This window comes from Rhodoferax sp. LB1P47 (assembly GCF_056521445.1).
In genome coordinates this window covers 148,530-166,053 of the sequence record NZ_JBWMAU010000008.1, presented here as the reverse complement: position 1 = coordinate 166,053, position 17,524 = coordinate 148,530, and the positions used below count along the sequence as shown (strand labels likewise).

Here is a 17,524-nt window from a genome sequence, read left to right as displayed (position 1 = left end):
CAGTGGCGCGATTATGGTTGGAAGCCGTGACCCTCCCGGTACGGGTTCACCCTAGGGAAAACGTGAGGGATTCCACGTACGGAAATGGGCTTATTTACGTGAAAGAACCAACTTTCATACGCCGGGGTGCGCGGCATCCCGGCATGAAAGTCAGGACTCCAACGGCGGCGTGGTGGACAGCACCTCGTCCAGCGTAGTCAGCCCCTCGGCCACGCGCAGCGCACCGGCCAGCCGCAGCGGGCGCATGCCGTCGGCGATGGCTTGGCGGCGCAGCGCGTCGATGCTGGGGCTTTGGTTGACCAGGCCCTTGAAGGTTTCGGACACGGTGAGCAGCTCGTACACACCCATGCGGCCCATGAAGCCGGTCATACGGCAATCCACGCAACCCACCGGCTTGTAGGGGGTGTAGTCGGTGTTGATCTTCCAGGGCTTGATGGCGGCACCTAGGGTGTCGCGGGCCAGGGCCTCATCGGGGGCGCGGCAGGACTTGCACAGGGTGCGCACCAGCCGCTGGGCCAGCACACCCAGCACGGTGGCGTTCAGCAGGTAGGCGGGCACGCCCAGCTCCATCAGCCGGGTCAGGGCCGAGGGCGCGTCGTTGGTGTGCAGGGTGGAGAAGACGAGGTGGCCGGTGAGCGCAGCCTGGATGGCCATCTCCGCCGTGGCGAGGTCGCGGATTTCGCCCACCATGATGATGTCCGGGTCTTGCCGCATCAGGGCGCGCAGCCCCTCGGTAAAGCCAAAGTCGAGCTGCGGCTGCACCTGGGTTTGGTTGAAACTGGGCTCGATCATTTCGATCGGGTCTTCCACCGTGCTGACGTTGACCTCTTCGGTGGCCACGCGCTTCAGGGTGGAGTACAGCGTGGTGGTTTTGCCCGAGCCGGTGGGGCCGGTGACCAAAATGATGCCGTGCGGGCGCTTCACCAGCGCCTCCCAGCGCTGTGCGTCGTGGGGCGTAAAGCCCAGCGCGTCCAGGTCTTTCACGGCGGTGTCGGGGTCAAAAATCCGCATCACCATCTTCTCGCCAAACGCCGTGGGCAGGGTGGACAAGCGCATTTCCACCTCATCACCACGCGGGTTGCGGGTTTTGATGCGGCCGTCCAGCGGGCGGCGCTTTTCTACCACGTCCATGCGGCCCAGCAGCTTGATGCGGGCCACCATGGCGTTCATCACACTCATGGGCATTTGGTACACCGGGTGCAGCACGCCGTCGATGCGGAAGCGGATCACGCCCTGCTCGCGGCGCGGCTCCAGGTGGATGTCGCTGGCGCGCTGGTTAAAGGCGTACTGCCACAGCCAGTCCACCACCTGCACAACGCCCTGGTCGTTGGCATCCAGCTGCTTGGCGGTTTTGCCCAGCTCTACCAGTTGCTCGAAGCTGCCCGCGCCGATGTTGCCACCGGCTTTTTGCACCGCCTTGACCGACTTGGCCAGGGCGTAGAACTCGGCCGTGAACTTGTGGATTTCCAGCGGGCTGGCCACCACCCGGCGCACCGTGCGGCGCGACTGGCGCTCCACCTCGGCCACCCAGTCGGTCAAAAACGGCTCGCTGGTGGCCACCACCACCTCGGACGTGGTGACCTGCACCGGCAGCACCTTGTGGCGCTCGGCGTACACCGCGCTCATGGTGTCGGCCACCTTGCCCACTTCCACCTTGAGCGGGTCGATGCGCAGGTACTGCAAGCCTGCGCGCCCTGCCAGCCACTGGGTCAGCAGCTCCATGTCCAGCGGCTTGCCGTCGCGGGCGCGCAGCATGGCCACACTGGCCAGCCGCACCAGGGCCGGCTGGGCGCTTTCAGCCTGGGAGCAGCGGGCGATGGTGCGCTGCTGCTCGCTGGGGGCGATCACGCCGTCTTCGGCCAACCAATCGACCAGCAAACGCCAGGTGACGGGGCCTTGGTAGGAGGTGGATTGCATGTTTTAGCCCACCACGGGTTTGAAGACCTTCAGCCATTTAGCGGCAGGCAGACCCCAGCGGGTTTGGATCACGTCGGCCCGCTCCACCAGCTCTTCGCGGCTAGGGCGGGTGGGGTTGCGCTGGGCCAGCACCACGGTGTTGCCCTCGCGGGTGGGTTTGAAGGCCCACACAGCTTCGGCCCCGAAAGCCTGGGTGATCTTTTCCACGCTGGCGGGGTAGCTGCTGGATTCACCGAACAGGTTGACCGTCATGCAGCCCTCCTCCGTTAACAGCTTTCGGCAGTCGGCGTAGAAGTCGGCGCTGTCCAGCACGGGGGCGGCGGCATCTTCGTCGTACAGATCGACCTGCAGCGCGTCTACCGTGCCGGCCCAGTCGGTGTTCTGGATTTTCAGGGCCGCGTCGCCCAGCACGATGTGCAGGCGCTCATCGTCGGGCGGCAGCTTGAACCAAAAGCGGCAGGCCGAGACGACCTGCGGGTTCAGCTCCACGGCGGTGGTGTTCATGCGCAGCTTTTTGCGGCAAAACTTGGTCAGGGCCGCAGCCCCCAGGCCGAGCTGCATGGCGTGGCGCTTGGCCACGCTGCTGGGCGGCACAAACAGCAGCCAGGCCATCATGCGCTGCACGTACTCCAGCTCGATCTCGTAGGGCGTGTCCAGCAGCATGGAGCCCTGCACCCACTCGGTGCCCAGGTGCAGGGTGCGTACGTCGCCGTAGTCGCAAAAGTTGACTTCGGGCAGAACCGAAGTGGGGGTGGCGGGTTTACGGGCCATTAAATCAATCCAAATTGTGTAAATACATCCCGCCACGCGGCCAGCTTGCGCTCGAAGCTCCAGCTGGCATTGGCCGGGCTGGTGGACGGTAGGCGCACCGTGGGCAGACCTAAATTTTCCAGTTGCCCCGCGTGGCGAAAACTCATCGCCCCATTGTGCGCGACGGCCCGCAGCTGGGGGCAGCGCTGGCGCAGGGCGGCAAAGTCATTTACCTCGGCTTTACGGATCTGGCTGTCCAGGCTGCCCTGGCGCTCGCAGCTGGCGTACACGTCCCACAGACCCACGCCGTGCGACAGCATCCACGCGCTACGTTTTTCATAGCTACTAGCGCATATACCATCTGCGCCAGAGGCATAAAACGCGTGCAAAATGCGCCAAAACTGGTTCTGCGGATGGCCGTAGTACTGCTGCGCCGCCAGCGATGCCGCGCCGGGAAAGCTGCCCAGCACCAGTAGCCGGGTGTCAGGCGATACCAGCGGCGGTAGGCCGATTAAACGTGTCACGGCAGCAAGGCTTGCAAACGCGGCAAGGCAGCCAGGGCATTGGCGGTGGTGGCGGCTTCAATCATCTCGACGCTGACCCCGCGCAGCCCGGCCAGCACCGCACCGATGCGCGGTAGCTCCAGCGGCGAGTTGAGGCCCTGCGGCTGGCCCGCCGCACGCTGGGCGGCGGTGGTGTACAGCCACTGCGGCGGGATGTCGGGCGCGTCGGTTTCCAACACCAGAGCCTCCAGTGGCAGGCTGGCGGCCAGGCGGCGCAACTGGTTCGCGGCCTCAAACGTCATGGCACCGCCAAAGCCGAGCTTCAAGCCGATGGCGATACACGCCTGCGCCTGCTGCGGACTGCCGTTGAAGGCATGGGCAATGCCCAACCAGCGCCCGCCCGGCCCGGCCACGGCACGCAGGTGTTTCAGCACATGGTCGGCGCTGCGGCGCACGTGCAGGATGACGGGCAGGCCGTGTTTTTTGGCCAGCTTCAATTGGGCGCGGTAGAAAAATTGCTGGCGTGCCAGCATGGCGGGTTCTTGCAGCGCGGGCACAAAGTAGTCCAGCCCGATCTCGCCCACCGCCACCAGGCGCGGGTCGTCTCGGTGGGTGGTCAGCGCCTGGTCCAGCAGGTCCAGGTCGCTATCTTGGCTGCGGGCCACAAACAGCGGGTGGATGCCCAGCGCGTAGGCGTCAAAGGTGCGGTGGGCCAGCAGGCGCACGGTGTCAAAGTTGGCCGCCATCACGCCTTGCAAAACGCAGAGCGCTACATTTTTAATAGCTGCCTGCGCACGCATATCAAGCGCTAGCGCATGATTTTCTTTAAATTCTGGGGCGTCCAGATGGCAGTGCGTGTCGATCCACATAAGGGGCAGACTTTAACCGTCGGCCCGGCCATTGGCTTCCTAAAATGCCTCGCATGCCTATCGACCCACTGGATGACCATCCGCTTTTCCGCCGACTCCTTGCTGTATGGCTGCTGGCCCTGCCCGTGGTGGCCCTGGCGGCCCCGCCAACAGACTGCGCGGCTCCGGCCTCCAGCGCCTGCTACTTCGCCTTCACGCCCTCCGGCAGCGCGGAGCGCATGCACTTCTATGCCTCGCAGGTGCCCGGAGCCGGTGCGCCCACATCGGCCCTGGTCGCCCTGCATGGCCACCCGCGTGATGCCGACAAGACCTTTAACGCCGCCCTGGCCGCCGTGCAGCGCGGCGGTGCAGCGGCCCACCATGTGGTGGTGGCGCCGGTCTTTCAGGTCCGTGCAGCCGATGCAGACAAATGCCCCGCCACGGGCGTACCCGCTGCACAGGACGGCGATGCGCTGTGGACCTGCGCCTCGTGGATGGCCGGGGGTGCGGCACGCAATGCGGGTGGGCTGACCTCGTTTGCCGCGCTGGATGCGCTGGTGGTGAACCTGCACCAGCAGTGGCCCAGCCTGCGCAGCATCACCATCGCCGGGTTTTCTGCCGGGGCGCAGATGGTGCAGCACTACATCGGCTTTGCCGCCGTGCCGCACGCCGCCATCCGCCTGCGCTACGTGGTGGCCGACCCGGGCACTTGGCTGTACTTTGACCCGGTCTGGCCCGCCGCCACGGTGGCTGCCTGCCCCGAGGTGCAACGCTGGAAATACGGCACCGAGGACCTGCCCGCCCACCTGGGCCGCAGCGCCGCCGAGGCCCGCGCCCACTACGCGCAGGCCGACATCCATTACCTGGAAGGCGCGCTCGACAGCAGCGATGCACAGGGTACTTTCTACCGCATCATGGACAAAAGCTGTGCCGCAATGGCCCAAGGCCCGTACCGGCTACAGCGCGGGTTGGCCTATGCCGCCTACGACCGCAGCCTGCTGGTCCCGGACAAGCAACGCAGCATCACCATCGTGCCGGGCTGCGCGCACGATGTGGCCTGCGTGTTTCCAGCGGCCGAAGCCCGTGCGGCTTTATTGGGCAACTAACGTAAATACTTCCGCGCTGCCCAGCCGCCCACGCCGATCAAGGCCAGCGTGCCCAGCACGATGGCCAACGCCAGTGGGCCGGGCTGGCGGAAGGCGGCCACGATCTGTTCCACAAAAAACGCCATCACTACGGTGCTGGGGGTGATACCCAGCGCCGTGCCCAGCAGCATGTGGCGCAGGCGGATGTGCGAGGCCCCGGCCACCATGTTGACGATGGCAAACGGGGCGATGGGCACCATCCGCACTGCAATCACCGCCAGCAAGCCGCGCTCGGCCAAACGGCGGCTTACGGTGTTGATCCGCTCACCGCCCAGTTTTTGCAGCAGCTGGTTGCCTAGCAGATGCCCCAGCCCGTAGCTGGCCATCGCCCCCAACAAGGCACCGGCAAAGATGGTGGCCATGCCCGTCCAGGGGCCAAACGCCACCAGCGCCACCAGGGTCAAAAAGCCCAGCGGCACCACCAAGGTGCTGGCCAGCGCAAAGCCCAGCACCGCCGCCACCAACCCAAACGAGGCCCCCAGTTGCTGCAAGCCCGCAACGATGCGGTCGGCATCCAGCCACTGCCGCAGCGGCGATGCGCTCCAGGCAACGGCCAAGGCCACCAGCACCACCACGGCCAGCGCCAGGCACAGCAGCCGCCAGCGCAAGGCGGAACTCAAGGCGCAGCCTTGTCCATGCGGTCGGCGATGACCGTGGCCAGCTCGGTGACATTGCTGGGCTCAAAAATAGAGCCGTGCAGCCCCCGGATCTGGTGCTCGTACAGGTGTTTGGGCATCAGCTGCGCCCAGGGGTGGAACAGCCAGCGCCCCCAGCTGGCCAGGCCGGACGACTTGAGCAGCAGCGTGGGCCCGTCATAACCCGTAGGCCGGTAGCCCTTGAGTGCCATCACCTGGCTGACCAGGCCGGGGTCGTTGAACATGGCCCCCATGCGGCGGCCATTCAGGCTCAACTCCTGAACGCGAAAGCGCTTCACCAGCCAGCCCGACAAACGCCAAAACGCCGTACCGCCCAGGCGCGATGCCGGGTAGGTGGTGTCGATCAAAAACAGCCCGCGCACCGGAATGCCGCGTTGCTGTAGCAAACGGCTGGCCTCCAGTGCCGCAATCCCGCCGACCGAAAACCCAGCCAAAAATCCGGGCCGCTTGCCATGCACCTGGATGGCATCGGCATACAAGGTGGCCAGATCGTCGATACGCTCTATCGGCTCGGTAAACGGGGGTTGCAGCATGTGGACATCGCAGGCATTGCCCAGCGCCTTGGCCAGATTCTGAAAGCGCAGCAGGTCGCCGTGGCCCGATGCGGCCAGGTACAGCGGCACCCGCCCGGTGTCGGCCCCCAGGTTGAGCATCACGCCGGGGCCTTTGCTTTTCTCGGTCAAGGCCACGGCCAGGCCCTCAATCGTGGGGTGTTCGGTGATCAGGTACATCGGCACCTTGCGGCCCACCAGTTGCTCGATGCTGGTGAGCATGGTGACGGCAGCCAGCGAGTCGCCGCCCAAGTCGAAGAAGTTGTCCTGCACGCTGATGGGCCGGGTCTCCAGCACGTCTTGCCACAAGGCCAGCAGCTCGGCCTCGTATTTGCGGTTGGCCGGGCGAGATTCGGTGGGGCCGGCGTGCTGCCCGGGTTCGGGCAGTGCGTCGTAGTCGGTCTTGCCCGCCGCGCTGGCCGGCAGGCTTAGTAACACGCTGATGCCGCTGGGAACCATGTAGTCGGGCAGGCGCATGCGCAGCACGGCTTGCAGGCTCTCGGCGGTCGGGTTGCCTGTAGCCCCCGCTGCCACGGCCACCCAGGCGTGGATTTGCGGCTTGCCCTTGCGCTCGATCAGCTTGGCCGCCACCTGCAACACCCCTTCAATAGCCGACAGCGCAGACTCGATTTCGCCCAGCTCGATGCGGTAGCCGCGCAGCTTGATCTGCCGGTCCAGCCGACCCAAAAAGTGCAGGTTGCCGTCGCTGCCCAGCCAGCCTTTGTCGCCAGTGCGGTACATCCGGCTGCCGGGCCCGAGTGGGCGGAAGGGGTCGGGCAGAAACACCTGGGCATCCAGCTCGGGGCGGTTCAGGTAGCCGCGCGCAATTGCCTCGCCGCCAATGTAGACCTCGCCCGGCACGCCCATAGGCATGGGGCGCAGGGCCTGGTCCAGCACGTAGATGCGGGTGTCGTCGATGGGGCGGCCAATCGGCAGGGCGGTGTCGGTGCGGTGGTTTTCGCACTCCCAGGCGGTGGCAAAAATAGCGGTTTCGGTAGGGCCGTAGACGTTGTACAGGCGGCCGCCGGTTTCCTTCAAAAAGCGCTGCGCCAGCTCGGGCGACAGCACCTCGCCACCGCAGCAGGCGACGCGCAGCTTGAGGTCTTTGCGGTGCCCAGCCGAATCCAGAAAGCGGCTCAGGGTGCTGGGCACAAAGGCCATGATGGTGACCCGGTGGCGCACCGCAAAGTCGGCCAGCGACTCGGGCAGCAAGCGCCCCGGCGGCGGCAGGGCCACGCTGGCACCGTGTACCAGCGGCAGCAGCAGTTCGATCAGCGAAGGGTCAAAGGTGGCCTGGGTGGCCTGGGCCGAGCGGTCGCTCCATTCCACCGCGTAGGCGCGCGACAGCCAGCCCAAGCGGCGTGCCAGCGTGGCATGTTCGATCATCACGCCCTTGGGCCGCCCGGTGGAGCCGGAGGTAAACAGCACATAGGCCAGGTCGTTGGCACTGGGCTGCACCGGCAGCGGCTGCGATCCGTACTGCGCCACGTCTGCCACGGCCTGGGTCCAGTCGGTGCGCAACACGCAGGCATGCAGGCCGCCCAAGCGCTCTTCGGTATGCGGCTGGATCAGCAGGGCAATCGCACCGCTCTCTTGCAAAATGGCCGACAGCCGGGCCAGCGGGGCCTCGGGGTCGAGCGGCAAAAATGCGGCCCCGGCTTTGGCAATGGCCAGCATGGCCACCACCATATCGGGCGAGCGGTCGATCACCATGGCGATGATCTTGTCCTTGCCCGCGCCCACCGCGCGCAGGCGCCAGGCCAGGTGGGTGGACACCGCATCCAGCGTGGCGTAGTCCATTTCTCCGGTGCCATGTTCCTCGTTCCAGACCAGGGCGTTGGACTCGGGGCGCAGCCCGGCGTGGTGGGCAAACTGGGCCACAAACGGCTCGGCCACGGCCATCGTGGCCACGTCTTTGTGCAGGCCGTCGATCAGCGCCCAGTGTTCTTGGGGCGGCACCAGCGGAATGCTGTCCAGCAGGGTTTCTGGCGCACCCGTGGCGGCTTCCACCAGATGCCACAGGCGGCGGCCCAGCAGCTCGACCTCGCCCTCGGCAAAGCAGGCTTCGCTGGCCTCCAGCGCCAGTTCGACATCTTGCTCGGCATGGAACTCACACACCGTAATGCCCAGCGGGAAGCGGGATTTTCCAGCAAACAACTGGCGCGGCTCGACCAGCTCGGCGGCACCAAAGAAGCCCGCATAGTCTTGCCGCTCAAACGACAGCAGCACATCGAACAGGCCGTCGCGGCGGTTCCGTGCCACCTCCAGCGTGCGGCCCAATTCGCTCAAGGGGTAGCGCGGATGGCGCAGCGCACTGCGCATGGTGCTGGCCACGGTGGTCAGCAAATCGCCCAGGGTCATGTCCGGCGTGAGCCGCACCACCACCGGCATCACACCCACAAACATGCCCAAGGTGTTGCTATAGCGCCGCCCGCCCCGGTTCAGGCTGGGCACGCCCACCACCACCTCTTGGCGCTGGCTGACACGGCTGAGGTACAGCACCAGGGCGGCCAGAAAATAATTAAACACGCTGGAGCCCTGCGCCTGCGCTATCTGCGCCAGCCGGTCATAACTGGCACGGGGAATGTGCTGCAAGCCCATGCGGGCGTCCGGCAATGCCTGTTTGCGGGTATCGGCATAGCGCCGCTCCAGCAGGGCCGGGGGCAGCACCGGCAGTTGCGCCTGCCAGTAGGCGGCATCACGCTCGAAGGCGGGCGACTGGCGGTACAGATTGGATTCTTCGATGAACTGCTGGTAACCCGGATCAGGCCGCTGCACCGGCTCGACCCCGGTGACCATTGCGGTGTAGATCTCGCCCCAGCGCTGGATCACCAGCGAGGTGCCCCAGCCATCCATCACCAGATGGTGGAACTGCAAGTGCAGCGCGTGCAAGGTGCCATGGGCCCGCAGCAGGGTCAACCGCCAAGGCGGCGTGCCATCCAGCGCAAAGGGCTCGGCCATGCGCTGCTGCCACCAGTCGCGCATGGCGGCTTTGGGGTCGTCGCACACGCCAATAGAGACTTCGTCCAAATTGAGTACGCCCTCCTCCAGCAGCGTCTGGCTGCCGTCGGCCAGCGGCACCAGGCGCAAGGCCTCGCTCTCGGCGACCAGCCGCACCAGCGCCTGCTTCAGCAGATACGGCTCCAGCGGCCCCTCCAGAAACACACAGCCGCCAATATTCAGGTGCGCGCTGCCCGCCCAGGCGCGTTGGTCCAGCCAGACTTCGCGCTGGCTCAGGGACAGGCTCAGGGCCGGGGGCAGGTCATTGTGGCGGCGGCCTACAGCGGTTACAGCTTCCATTGGTCCATCTTCTCCATAGCGTGGCGGTAACCCACTTCAATAATTTCATCGGCCCGGCTGTAGGCCATCATCGTGAAATGGGCTACAGGGGGTTCGAGGTAGTGGTCTGCCTGGGCGATGGTGGCGGCCCGCTGGTGCAGGCCGCCGATATGCCCGGCGCGGTACAAAATTTCGGTAATGCCTGGCGTGCTGCGGGGCTCGCGCGATACCAGACCCTTCAGGGTGCTGCGCACCGACAAGCGCTCCAGCGCCGGGTCTACACCCATCTCGTCTTGCACGTCCACGTCGATGGCAATGATGGTGCCGTTGCCTCGGCGCTTCTCTAGCGGCACGCCCAGGCGCATGCGCATCGCGTCCACCGGCACGTTCTCCAGAATCGCCCCATCCACCAGCAAATGGCCATTCACCAGCACCGGCGGGAACAGGCCCGCTGGCGAATTACTGGCCAGCACGGCACGCCACAGCGGCCCGGTTTCCTGCACCGAGGTGCCGCCCGTGGTGAGGTTACAAGCCGCCGCAAAGTAAGGGGTCCACAGGGCATCGACCTGGGTGTTGCCAAACATGGCCCGCAGGTCGCGCTTGACGCGCCCGCCCGAAACAATCGACACCAGCGGCAAGGTGGGCCATTCGCCCCCTTCGGCAAATTTGCGGGTTTGGTCGCGGATCTGCTCCAGCGACAAACCGCAGGCAAACTGCGCCCCGATCAGCGCGCCCATGCTGTTGCCACCCACCAGATCGACCGGAATGTTTGCCTGCTGCATGGCCCGCAGCACGCCCAGATGGGCAAAGCCCCGGGCCCCGCCACCGCCCAGCACCACGCCCACGGCGCGGCCGGTCAAAAACCGGGCCAGCCGCCCATAGTCGCCGGTGTGCTGGCGGCGGGTGGGGTAGACCCGCTCGATCTGCCGCCCGGTACGCCAGGCGCTGGTGGCCTCGGGCACCACGGCCGTGGCCGCATGCAGCAGCACCAGGTGCTGGCGCTTCATGCCAAAACCGGGCTCTTCGGTCAGGCGCTGCTCTAACGCGCCCCGCTCCAGAGAACTGCCGGCATTGGCCACAAAAATAACCTGGTCGGCCTGCCGAAAAGCCCGCCGGGTCCATGACGAAGGGCTGGCATCGGCCTCGTAGACCAGGTAATCAAAGGCATCTTCCAGTGCGTCGAAACGGTCTTTGGCTCCCACATCTTCGGTGGTTTGCGCAGTCTCCAGCGCGGCCTGGGGAGTGATGTGGTGGACCCGGCCCATGCGGGCCAAGGCCTCGGTCAGGCCCCGCGCCACCTCGGCCGCACCGGCACCTTCAAACAGTGGCACCACCACAAAAGCCTGTGCCTGGTGCCGCTCTACCACCTGCGCGCTATGGCGTAAATGGTCAAAAATGGCCTGCGAAAACACCCGGTTCAGGGCCAGCGGCTGGCGCAGCAGCAAGGCCTCGAAGTGGGCGCGGCTAAGTACCGCCAGGGTGGAATCGCGCACAGCAGTCACGTCGGCAGTGCGCGGCTGGCGCAAGATCAAGCCCATCTCGCCCACGCTCTCGCCGGGCCGGATTTCGTTGTACAGCATGACGCTGCCATCGCGGTTGCGGCGCGAGGCCCGCAGCCGACCGGTGATAACGAAGAACATGCTGTCGGCCGCCGCGCCCTCTTGGAGCACCAAACTGCCCCCCCGCACCTCTTGCAGCTCCAGCAGATCCGCCAGATCGTTGAGGACCGCTTCATCGAGCGTGCCAAACACACGGCTGTCGCGCAGCACCTGGAGCACGCGCACGTGGAATTTGTCCTCAACTGGCATGGATTTGCCCTTTGTTTTGGCTATAGAAACGGAGTGGGCCTAGGAGTCTGTCGGACTTTCGGCATGGCCCGCAACAGGCCTACGCGACACCAGCGCAGATACAAAAATACACACTCGAAAGAGTGTACGCTGGCACCAGAGCGGCACGATCCGAGGGTTTACAGCATGGGGCCGGCTTCACGCAACCGCGAACTGCCCCTGGTTTAGCCGCAAAGTGCGCCCGCAGCGGGCCGCCAAGGTTTCGTCGTGGGTCACCAGCACAAAGGCCGTGCCCTGGTCGCGGGCCAGTTGCAGCATCAACGCAAACACGCCGTCGGCCGTGGTCCGGTCCAGGTTGCCGGTGGGCTCATCGGCCAGCACGCAAGCGGGCTGGGCCACCAGGGCACGGGCGATGGCCACGCGCTGTCGCTCCCCGCCCGAGAGCTCAGCGGGCCGGTGGTGTACACGGTCTTGTAAACCCACCAATGCTAGTATTTTCATAGCTGCTTGTGCAGCCTGGTCGCGCGGCAACCGCCTAATCCACAAGGGCATGGCCACGTTATCCAGCGCGCTGAACTCGGGCAGCAGGTGGTGAAACTGGTAGACGAAACCCAGGTGCTGGTTGCGCTGGCGGCCCTGCTCTGCCGCATCCCACTTGGCCATGTCGTGGCCGTGCAGCTGCACCGTGCCGCTGCTGGGCGCATCCAGCCCGCCCAGCAGGTGCAGCAGCGTGCTTTTACCCGAGCCCGACGCACCGACGATGGCCACGGTTTCGCCCGCAAACACCTGCAAGTCCACGCCCTTGAGCACGGTTACGTCCAGGCGGCCCTCAGAAAACCGCTTGGTTAAGCCAGTGGCTTGTAATACAGGCTTATTCATAGCGCAAAGCCTCGGCTGGGTTGACGCGGCTGGCGTGCCAACTCGGATAAATGGTGGCCACAAAAGCCAGGACCAACGAAATCACCGCAATCGGCACGATGTCGGCCTGCTGCGGCTCGCTCGGCATGCGGCTGATGAAGTACACCTCTTTTGGCAAGAAGCTGGCGTGGAACAGCTGCTCCAGCGCGGGCACGATCACGTCGATGTTGAAGGCAATGCCCAGGCCCAGCAGCAGCCCGGCCAGCGTGCCCATCACCCCCACCATCGCGCCCTGCACCATGAAAATGCCCATGATGCTGCGCGGGCTGGCCCCCAGGGTGCGCAGGATGGCAATGTCGGCTCGCTTGTCGGTGACGGTCATCACCAGGGTGCTGACCAGGTTGAACGCGGCCACGGCCACGATCAGCGTGAGGATGATGAACATCATGCGTTTTTCCAGCTCCACCGCCGCGAACCAGGTTTTGTTTTGCTGCGTCCAGTCGCGGATCAGCAAATTGCCGCTGAGGCTGCCCGCCAGTTCCTGCGTGACTTGGCGCGCCTGGTGCAGGTCTTGCAGCTTGACGCGGATGCCGCTGGGGCCTTCGAGACGGAAGATGCGCTGGGCATCCTCGATGTGCAGCATCAGCAGAGCCGAGTCGTACTCAAAATGGCCGGACTCAAACGTGCCCACCACCGTCATCTGCTTCAGGCGCGGCACCACGCCCGCCGGGGTGACCTGGCCGCTGGGGGCAATCAGCGTCACCGGGTCGCCCAGGCGCACGCCCAGGCTGCGCGCCAGGTCGATGCCCAGCACCACGCCAAACTGGCCGGGCACCAGCTTGGCCATCGTCTCCTTGGGCAGGGCCACGGCCAGGTCGATGACCTCGGCTTCATGCGCCGGGTCGATGCCGCGCACGATGGTGCCCTTCATGTCCTCACCGCGCGCCAGCAATGCCTGGCTTGCTATGAAAGGTGCAGCACCCAGCACCGCCGGGTTTTGCTTCACCTCGGCCAAGGTCTTGGCCACGTCGGGCAGGGCCTCGCCGTTGGGAGCGAAGATTTCGATGTGCGCCACCACCGACAGCATGCGGTCGCGCACCTCTTTCTGGAAGCCGTTCATCACGCTGAGCACGATGATCAGCGCCGCCACGCCCAGCGCAATGCCGAGCATGGACACGCCCGAGATGAAGTTGATGAAGCCGTTGCGCCGGGTGGCCCGGCCCGCCCGCGTATAGCGCCAGCCGACCAGAAGTTCGTAGGGGATTTGCATGGAGCAGGTGAGAGAGGAGACGGGGTGATTGTGGCAGCTTGGGCACCCGTATCCACCCCAACGCAAAAGCGGCTACAGCTATTCTTTAGATAGCTGTAGCCGCTTGATGGATAAGCGCTAGAGGGCTAAAACGCCCTAATCGCTGGTCACTGGTTGTTATTGGTCGAGAAGGTGCGCACGTCGCTGTAGGCGTTGGCCACACCGGGCACGGTGCTGGCGACATAGCGGGCCTTGGCTTCTTCTTGTGGGCCTTGTGCCCAGCCGTGGACGGTGATGGAGCCGTTGCTGGCGGTCACGGTCAGGTCCTTGGCATCGCTGCCGAGTTGGCTGGTCAGGGTGGATTGCACCGAGCTGGCCAGGTCTGCGTCGCTAGTGGCAGCGTGGGCGGGGAGAAAGGCACCAGCGGTCAGGGCGAACAGAGCGGTAGCGGCGATACGGTTGAAAGAGCGGGTCATGGGGAAGTCCTTTGGGGTTGTTGCACCGACATTGGTGCAACTTGTTTCGGTGAGGTGATCTTCCCAAGTGGCGGCTCTGCTTGTGTGTCGGGCGCATGGTGGCCGTGTTGCAACTGCAATCTAAGGTGAAACCCTAGGGTCTTGTAGGTGCTATGGTTTGAATAGCTGGTTGCGCAGGTTTTATTTACGCTGGGGGGCTAAAAGGCTTGAAATAGCTGTGCTCCTCGGCGCATCTAGAGGGAGACCCCGGGGAGCGGGAGAGGGAGGAATACCGGGGTGTTTAACACCACGGTGCTGACGGGCATGGACTGCCTTACCCCCTCGCCCCACCGGGGAGAGGGTTGGGGTGAGGGGCATCTCGCGCCCTAGGCGCGATGCCCGGCGCAGCCGGGCCGATCCCGGACCCGGGTCCCCATCTGTATGCGCCAAGGAGCGCAGTGGAATGCGGATCAGGGCTGGCGTTGTTTGAGCGCAGCGAGTTTAGCCAGACCCCGCATTCCACGAGCACCGCAGGTTCCCGCAGCGAAAGCGGAGGGCGCAGACAGTTGGGGCGCCTCTCTTTTGGTTACGCATCGATTGCGCAAAAGAAAAGTAACTGCGCCGCCGGGCGCATACCCCGGCCGGGGATGTCAGGCCCACGAGCCATCCACAAATACTCCAAGCCTTTTAGCCCTCCACCGCACACCCTACCTGCACAAACCGCTATCAAAATAAGAAAAAATCCAGGGCAACACAGCCCCCCCGCTGCCGCGCCACCCCACTGACCCGCGCCCCACCCACCGCCTCCATCTGCATCCACCCCGCCACCGCCACCCGGTGCCGCTCCCCAGCCCGCAGCAGCACCGGCAGCTCGACCCACATCCCCGCCAGATAGACCCTTTCGTGCAGGCGCACCGCGCCCTCCAGCACAACGATCTCGGCCCCACGCGGCAGGCGTTCCCAGGCCCGCTGGGCCGTGTGCAGGTGCAGGGTGAACAGGGGTGCGGTGGTGGACGGCATACAAGACCTCTTTGTGAAAGAGCCTGTAGCGTAAAAATTTTGACCCGCACCGAACAGCCACAGACCCTACCCTTCTGTACCGCAACAGTGCAAAAAATTCGCATCTGTTATGGTCTGTTTTGCCCCCGTCTGTACCTGTTCAGCCCGCGCGCAACGCCACATGATGTGCAATGCTTATGCCCACCCAGCCCAAATACCAGCACCTCGCCGACCACTACCGCAGCGCCATTCACGCGGGCAGCCTGCTGCCGGGGCACCGCATGCCGTCGTTGCGCGAAGTGGTGCGCCAGCACACGGTGAGCCTGTCCACGGCCATGCAGGTGTGCCGCCTGCTAGAGAGCGAAGGCTGGCTGGAGGCGCGGCCCCGCTCGGGCTACTTTGTGCGGCCCGCGCAGGCTACGGCCACATTGGCCCCGGTGAACGACCCGCCGATGCAGCGCGCCCCCGACCCTGCGCAGTACGTGGGCATCCACACCAAGGTGTCTGAATTTTTGGCGCTGGGACGCATGCAGCGCTTCAAAACCAACCTGTCCACCGCCCGCTGCGCCCCCGAGCTCTACCCCGCCAAAGCCCTGCAACAAGCGGCCCAACGCAGCCTGCGCCTGGACCCCGAGCAACTGGTGCGCGCCGCACCGCCGCAGGGCTGCCTGGAGTTCCGCGAGGTACTGGCCCAGCGATTTAATAGGGGTCAGATTCCAATTATCAACAGCGGGCATCGTGGCGTTGAAGGCGGATCAGATAATTGGAATCTGACCCCTATTAAATCTCTTTCGGCGGCCGACATCCAAATCACCAACGGCTGCACCGAAGCGCTGAACCTGGCCCTGCGCGCCGTGGCCCAGCCCGGCGACACCATTGCGGTGGAGTCGCCCACCTTTTACGGCCTGCTGCAAACCCTGGAAAGCCTGGGCCTGAAGGCGCTGGAAATCCCCACCAGCCCGCGCACCGGCATCTCGGTGGATGCGGTGGAGCTGGCTTTGCGCAATACGCCGGGCATCAAGGCCGTGGTGGTGGTGCCGTACCTGCAAAACCCCACCGGCAGCATCATGCCCAGCGCCCACAAGCTGGCCCTGCTGCGCCTGTGCCAGCAGCACGATGTGGCGCTGATCGAAGACGACACCTACAGCGCCCTGGTGGATGACAGCGTGCTGCGCATGGAGCCGCTGCGCGCCATCAAATCCTGGGACGACAGCGGCCACGTGGTGTATTGCGCGTCGCTGCACAAATGCCTGGCCCCCGGCCTGCGCCTGGGCTGGGTCAGCGCCGGGCGCTGGCAGGCACGGGTAGAGATGCTGAAGTTCGCCGCCTCGCGCAGCAACGAGCGCCTAGGCCAGCGCGCCGCCGCCAGCTTCATGGCATCGCCCGCCTACGACCGTTATTTGCGCCACCTGCGCGCCACGCTGGCCACGCAGCGCACCCAAACTGCCCAGGCCGTGGCTACCTACTTCCCGCCCGGAACGCGCCTGACCGTGCCGCGCGGCGGCCTGTCGCTGTGGATTGAGCTGCCCGAAGGCCTGTCGGCCACCGCCCTGTTCCACGCCGCGCTGGCCGAGAACACCGTGATCGCGCCGGGCACCATCTTCACCAACTCCAACCGGTTCGAGGGCCACCTGCGGGTCAACTGCGGCTGGCCGTTCACACCCGAGGTGGACCGGGCGTTTGCCCGGCTGGGGGAGCTGGTGGGGGGATTGGCGAGAACGCCCTAAACCGTTGAGGTGAAGGGGGTTTTAGGAAGAATCTATGTTTTGTATAAGTACACCTGAAACGCCTACGGTTCAGGTGCGCGCATTTGACAAAATCACACCCCCGCAGGTTGCCGGATCAAGCTCTCGGCGGGGATGCCCAGCCCGGTGTGCAAGCGCCACGCCATCGCCATCGTCAGTTTGCGCTTGCCGTTGAGCACCTCGTACACCCGGTTACGCTGCCCGATCATGGGCTCCAAATCTTTGGGCTTGAGGCCCTGCTGCTCCATGCGAAATTTGATTGCCTCAATCGGATCGGGTGGGGCGATGGGGTAGTGCTTGGCTTCGTAGGCCACCACCAATATGCCCACGATTTCCAACCGATCCGCCTCGGGCGTGCCCAGCTCGGGATCCTGGTCCACCAGCATAGAGACTATCTTGAGTGCGGCTTGGTAGTCGGCTTCGGTGTGGATGGGTTGAATGTCCATACTGGCTCCTTCATGTGAAAGTCAGGGTGTCAGATTTCGATGGTTTCGGCGTTGATGCCGTCGTACTCAGCATGTGTTCCGATGAACTTCACAAACACAAACCCCGCGTTGTACGCCACGGCCACCACCACGCGGTAATCATTGCCTTTGAGGTTAAACACCACCCGGCGGTTCTTCAAAATGCTGGCCGTTGCAAACTGGGCCTTGATGTCGGCCGGTTGCGTCCACTTGGCTCGCCGCACCTCGTCACACCAGTTTTGCAAAGCCTGTTGCGCCAGCGCATGTTTGGCGGCAAAGGCCAACAGTGGTGGCATGGAAACCAAATGCATAGACAGA

General features: G+C 65.0%; 15 protein-coding genes. 2 read left to right on the top strand and 13 right to left on the bottom strand.

What is annotated here, in order from left to right:
• Positions 1–150: 150 nt before the first annotated feature.
• Genes tfpB through AC0969_RS11470 form a run of 4 tightly spaced genes read right to left on the bottom strand, consistent with a single transcriptional unit; the run spans position 151 to position 4,039 of the window.
• Positions 151–1,917: a type IV pilus assembly ATPase TfpB gene (gene tfpB / locus AC0969_RS11485; protein WP_479624277.1), complete on the bottom strand. Its 1,767-nt coding sequence runs from the start codon at positions 1,915–1,917 to the stop codon at positions 151–153.
• A 3-nt stretch (positions 1,918–1,920) separates the two neighbouring features.
• Positions 1,921–2,688, bottom strand: coding sequence for a class I SAM-dependent methyltransferase (locus AC0969_RS11480; RefSeq protein ID WP_479624276.1), 768 nt, complete (start codon positions 2,686–2,688; stop codon positions 1,921–1,923).
• Complete coding sequence (locus AC0969_RS11475) at positions 2,688–3,191, bottom strand: DNA-deoxyinosine glycosylase (protein ID WP_479624275.1); 504 nt, start codon at positions 3,189–3,191, stop codon at positions 2,688–2,690. Before AC0969_RS11475 ends, AC0969_RS11480 begins: the two co-directional genes overlap by 1 nt.
• Entirely contained in the window at positions 3,188–4,039 is an 852-nt protein-coding gene (locus AC0969_RS11470) for a TatD family hydrolase (protein WP_479624274.1), read from the bottom strand. Before AC0969_RS11470 ends, AC0969_RS11475 begins: the two co-directional genes overlap by 4 nt.
• A 53-nt stretch (positions 4,040–4,092) precedes the next feature.
• Between AC0969_RS11470 and AC0969_RS11465 the strand changes: the two genes are divergently transcribed.
• On the top strand, positions 4,093–5,124 hold the full coding sequence (locus AC0969_RS11465) for a hypothetical protein (RefSeq protein ID WP_479624273.1): 1,032 nt from the start codon (positions 4,093–4,095) through the stop codon (positions 5,122–5,124).
• On the opposite strand, the gene AC0969_RS11460 is transcribed toward AC0969_RS11465, so the two are convergent.
• The 7 genes from AC0969_RS11460 to AC0969_RS11430 form a co-directional block, all read right to left on the bottom strand.
• On the bottom strand, positions 5,121–5,783 hold the full coding sequence (locus tag AC0969_RS11460) for a TVP38/TMEM64 family protein (RefSeq protein WP_479624272.1): 663 nt from the start codon (positions 5,781–5,783) through the stop codon (positions 5,121–5,123). The genes AC0969_RS11465 and AC0969_RS11460 overlap by 4 nt on opposite strands.
• Positions 5,780–9,670, bottom strand: coding sequence for a non-ribosomal peptide synthetase (locus AC0969_RS11455; RefSeq protein ID WP_479624271.1), 3,891 nt, complete (start codon positions 9,668–9,670; stop codon positions 5,780–5,782). The genes AC0969_RS11460 and AC0969_RS11455 overlap by 4 nt, the downstream gene beginning before the upstream one ends.
• Positions 9,658–11,457 (bottom strand): cyclic nucleotide-binding and patatin-like phospholipase domain-containing protein, encoded by a 1,800-nt coding sequence (locus tag AC0969_RS11450; protein ID WP_479624270.1) that lies wholly within the window; start codon positions 11,455–11,457, stop codon positions 9,658–9,660. Before AC0969_RS11450 ends, AC0969_RS11455 begins: the two co-directional genes overlap by 13 nt.
• Positions 11,458–11,634: 177 nt before the next feature.
• Entirely contained in the window at positions 11,635–12,315 is a 681-nt protein-coding gene (lolD, locus tag AC0969_RS11445) for a lipoprotein-releasing ABC transporter ATP-binding protein LolD (protein ID WP_479624269.1), read from the bottom strand.
• The gene (locus tag AC0969_RS11440) at positions 12,308–13,564 is read right to left on the bottom strand and encodes a lipoprotein-releasing ABC transporter permease subunit (RefSeq protein WP_479624268.1); all 1,257 of its coding nucleotides are present in this window, start codon (positions 13,562–13,564) and stop codon (positions 12,308–12,310) included. The genes lolD and AC0969_RS11440 overlap by 8 nt, the downstream gene beginning before the upstream one ends.
• Positions 13,565–13,710: 146 nt before the next feature.
• Positions 13,711–14,019, bottom strand: coding sequence for a BON domain-containing protein (locus AC0969_RS11435; RefSeq protein ID WP_479624267.1), 309 nt, complete (start codon positions 14,017–14,019; stop codon positions 13,711–13,713).
• Between the two features lie 705 nt (positions 14,020–14,724).
• Positions 14,725–15,018 (bottom strand): hypothetical protein, encoded by a 294-nt coding sequence (locus AC0969_RS11430; RefSeq protein ID WP_479624266.1) that lies wholly within the window; start codon positions 15,016–15,018, stop codon positions 14,725–14,727.
• Between the two features lie 176 nt (positions 15,019–15,194).
• On the opposite strand from AC0969_RS11430, the gene AC0969_RS11425 reads away from it, so the two are divergent.
• On the top strand, positions 15,195–16,724 hold the full coding sequence (locus tag AC0969_RS11425; protein WP_479624265.1) for an aminotransferase-like domain-containing protein: 1,530 nt from the start codon (positions 15,195–15,197) through the stop codon (positions 16,722–16,724).
• Between the two features lie 92 nt (positions 16,725–16,816).
• Here AC0969_RS11425 and AC0969_RS11420 read toward each other — a convergent pair whose 3' ends face one another.
• The gene (locus tag AC0969_RS11420; RefSeq protein WP_479624264.1) at positions 16,817–17,188 is read right to left on the bottom strand and encodes a helix-turn-helix domain-containing protein; all 372 of its coding nucleotides are present in this window, start codon (positions 17,186–17,188) and stop codon (positions 16,817–16,819) included.
• Between the two features lie 29 nt (positions 17,189–17,217).
• Positions 17,218–17,517: a type II toxin-antitoxin system HigB family toxin gene (locus AC0969_RS11415; protein WP_479624263.1), complete on the bottom strand. Its 300-nt coding sequence runs from the start codon at positions 17,515–17,517 to the stop codon at positions 17,218–17,220.
• Positions 17,518–17,524 lie beyond the last annotated feature (7 nt).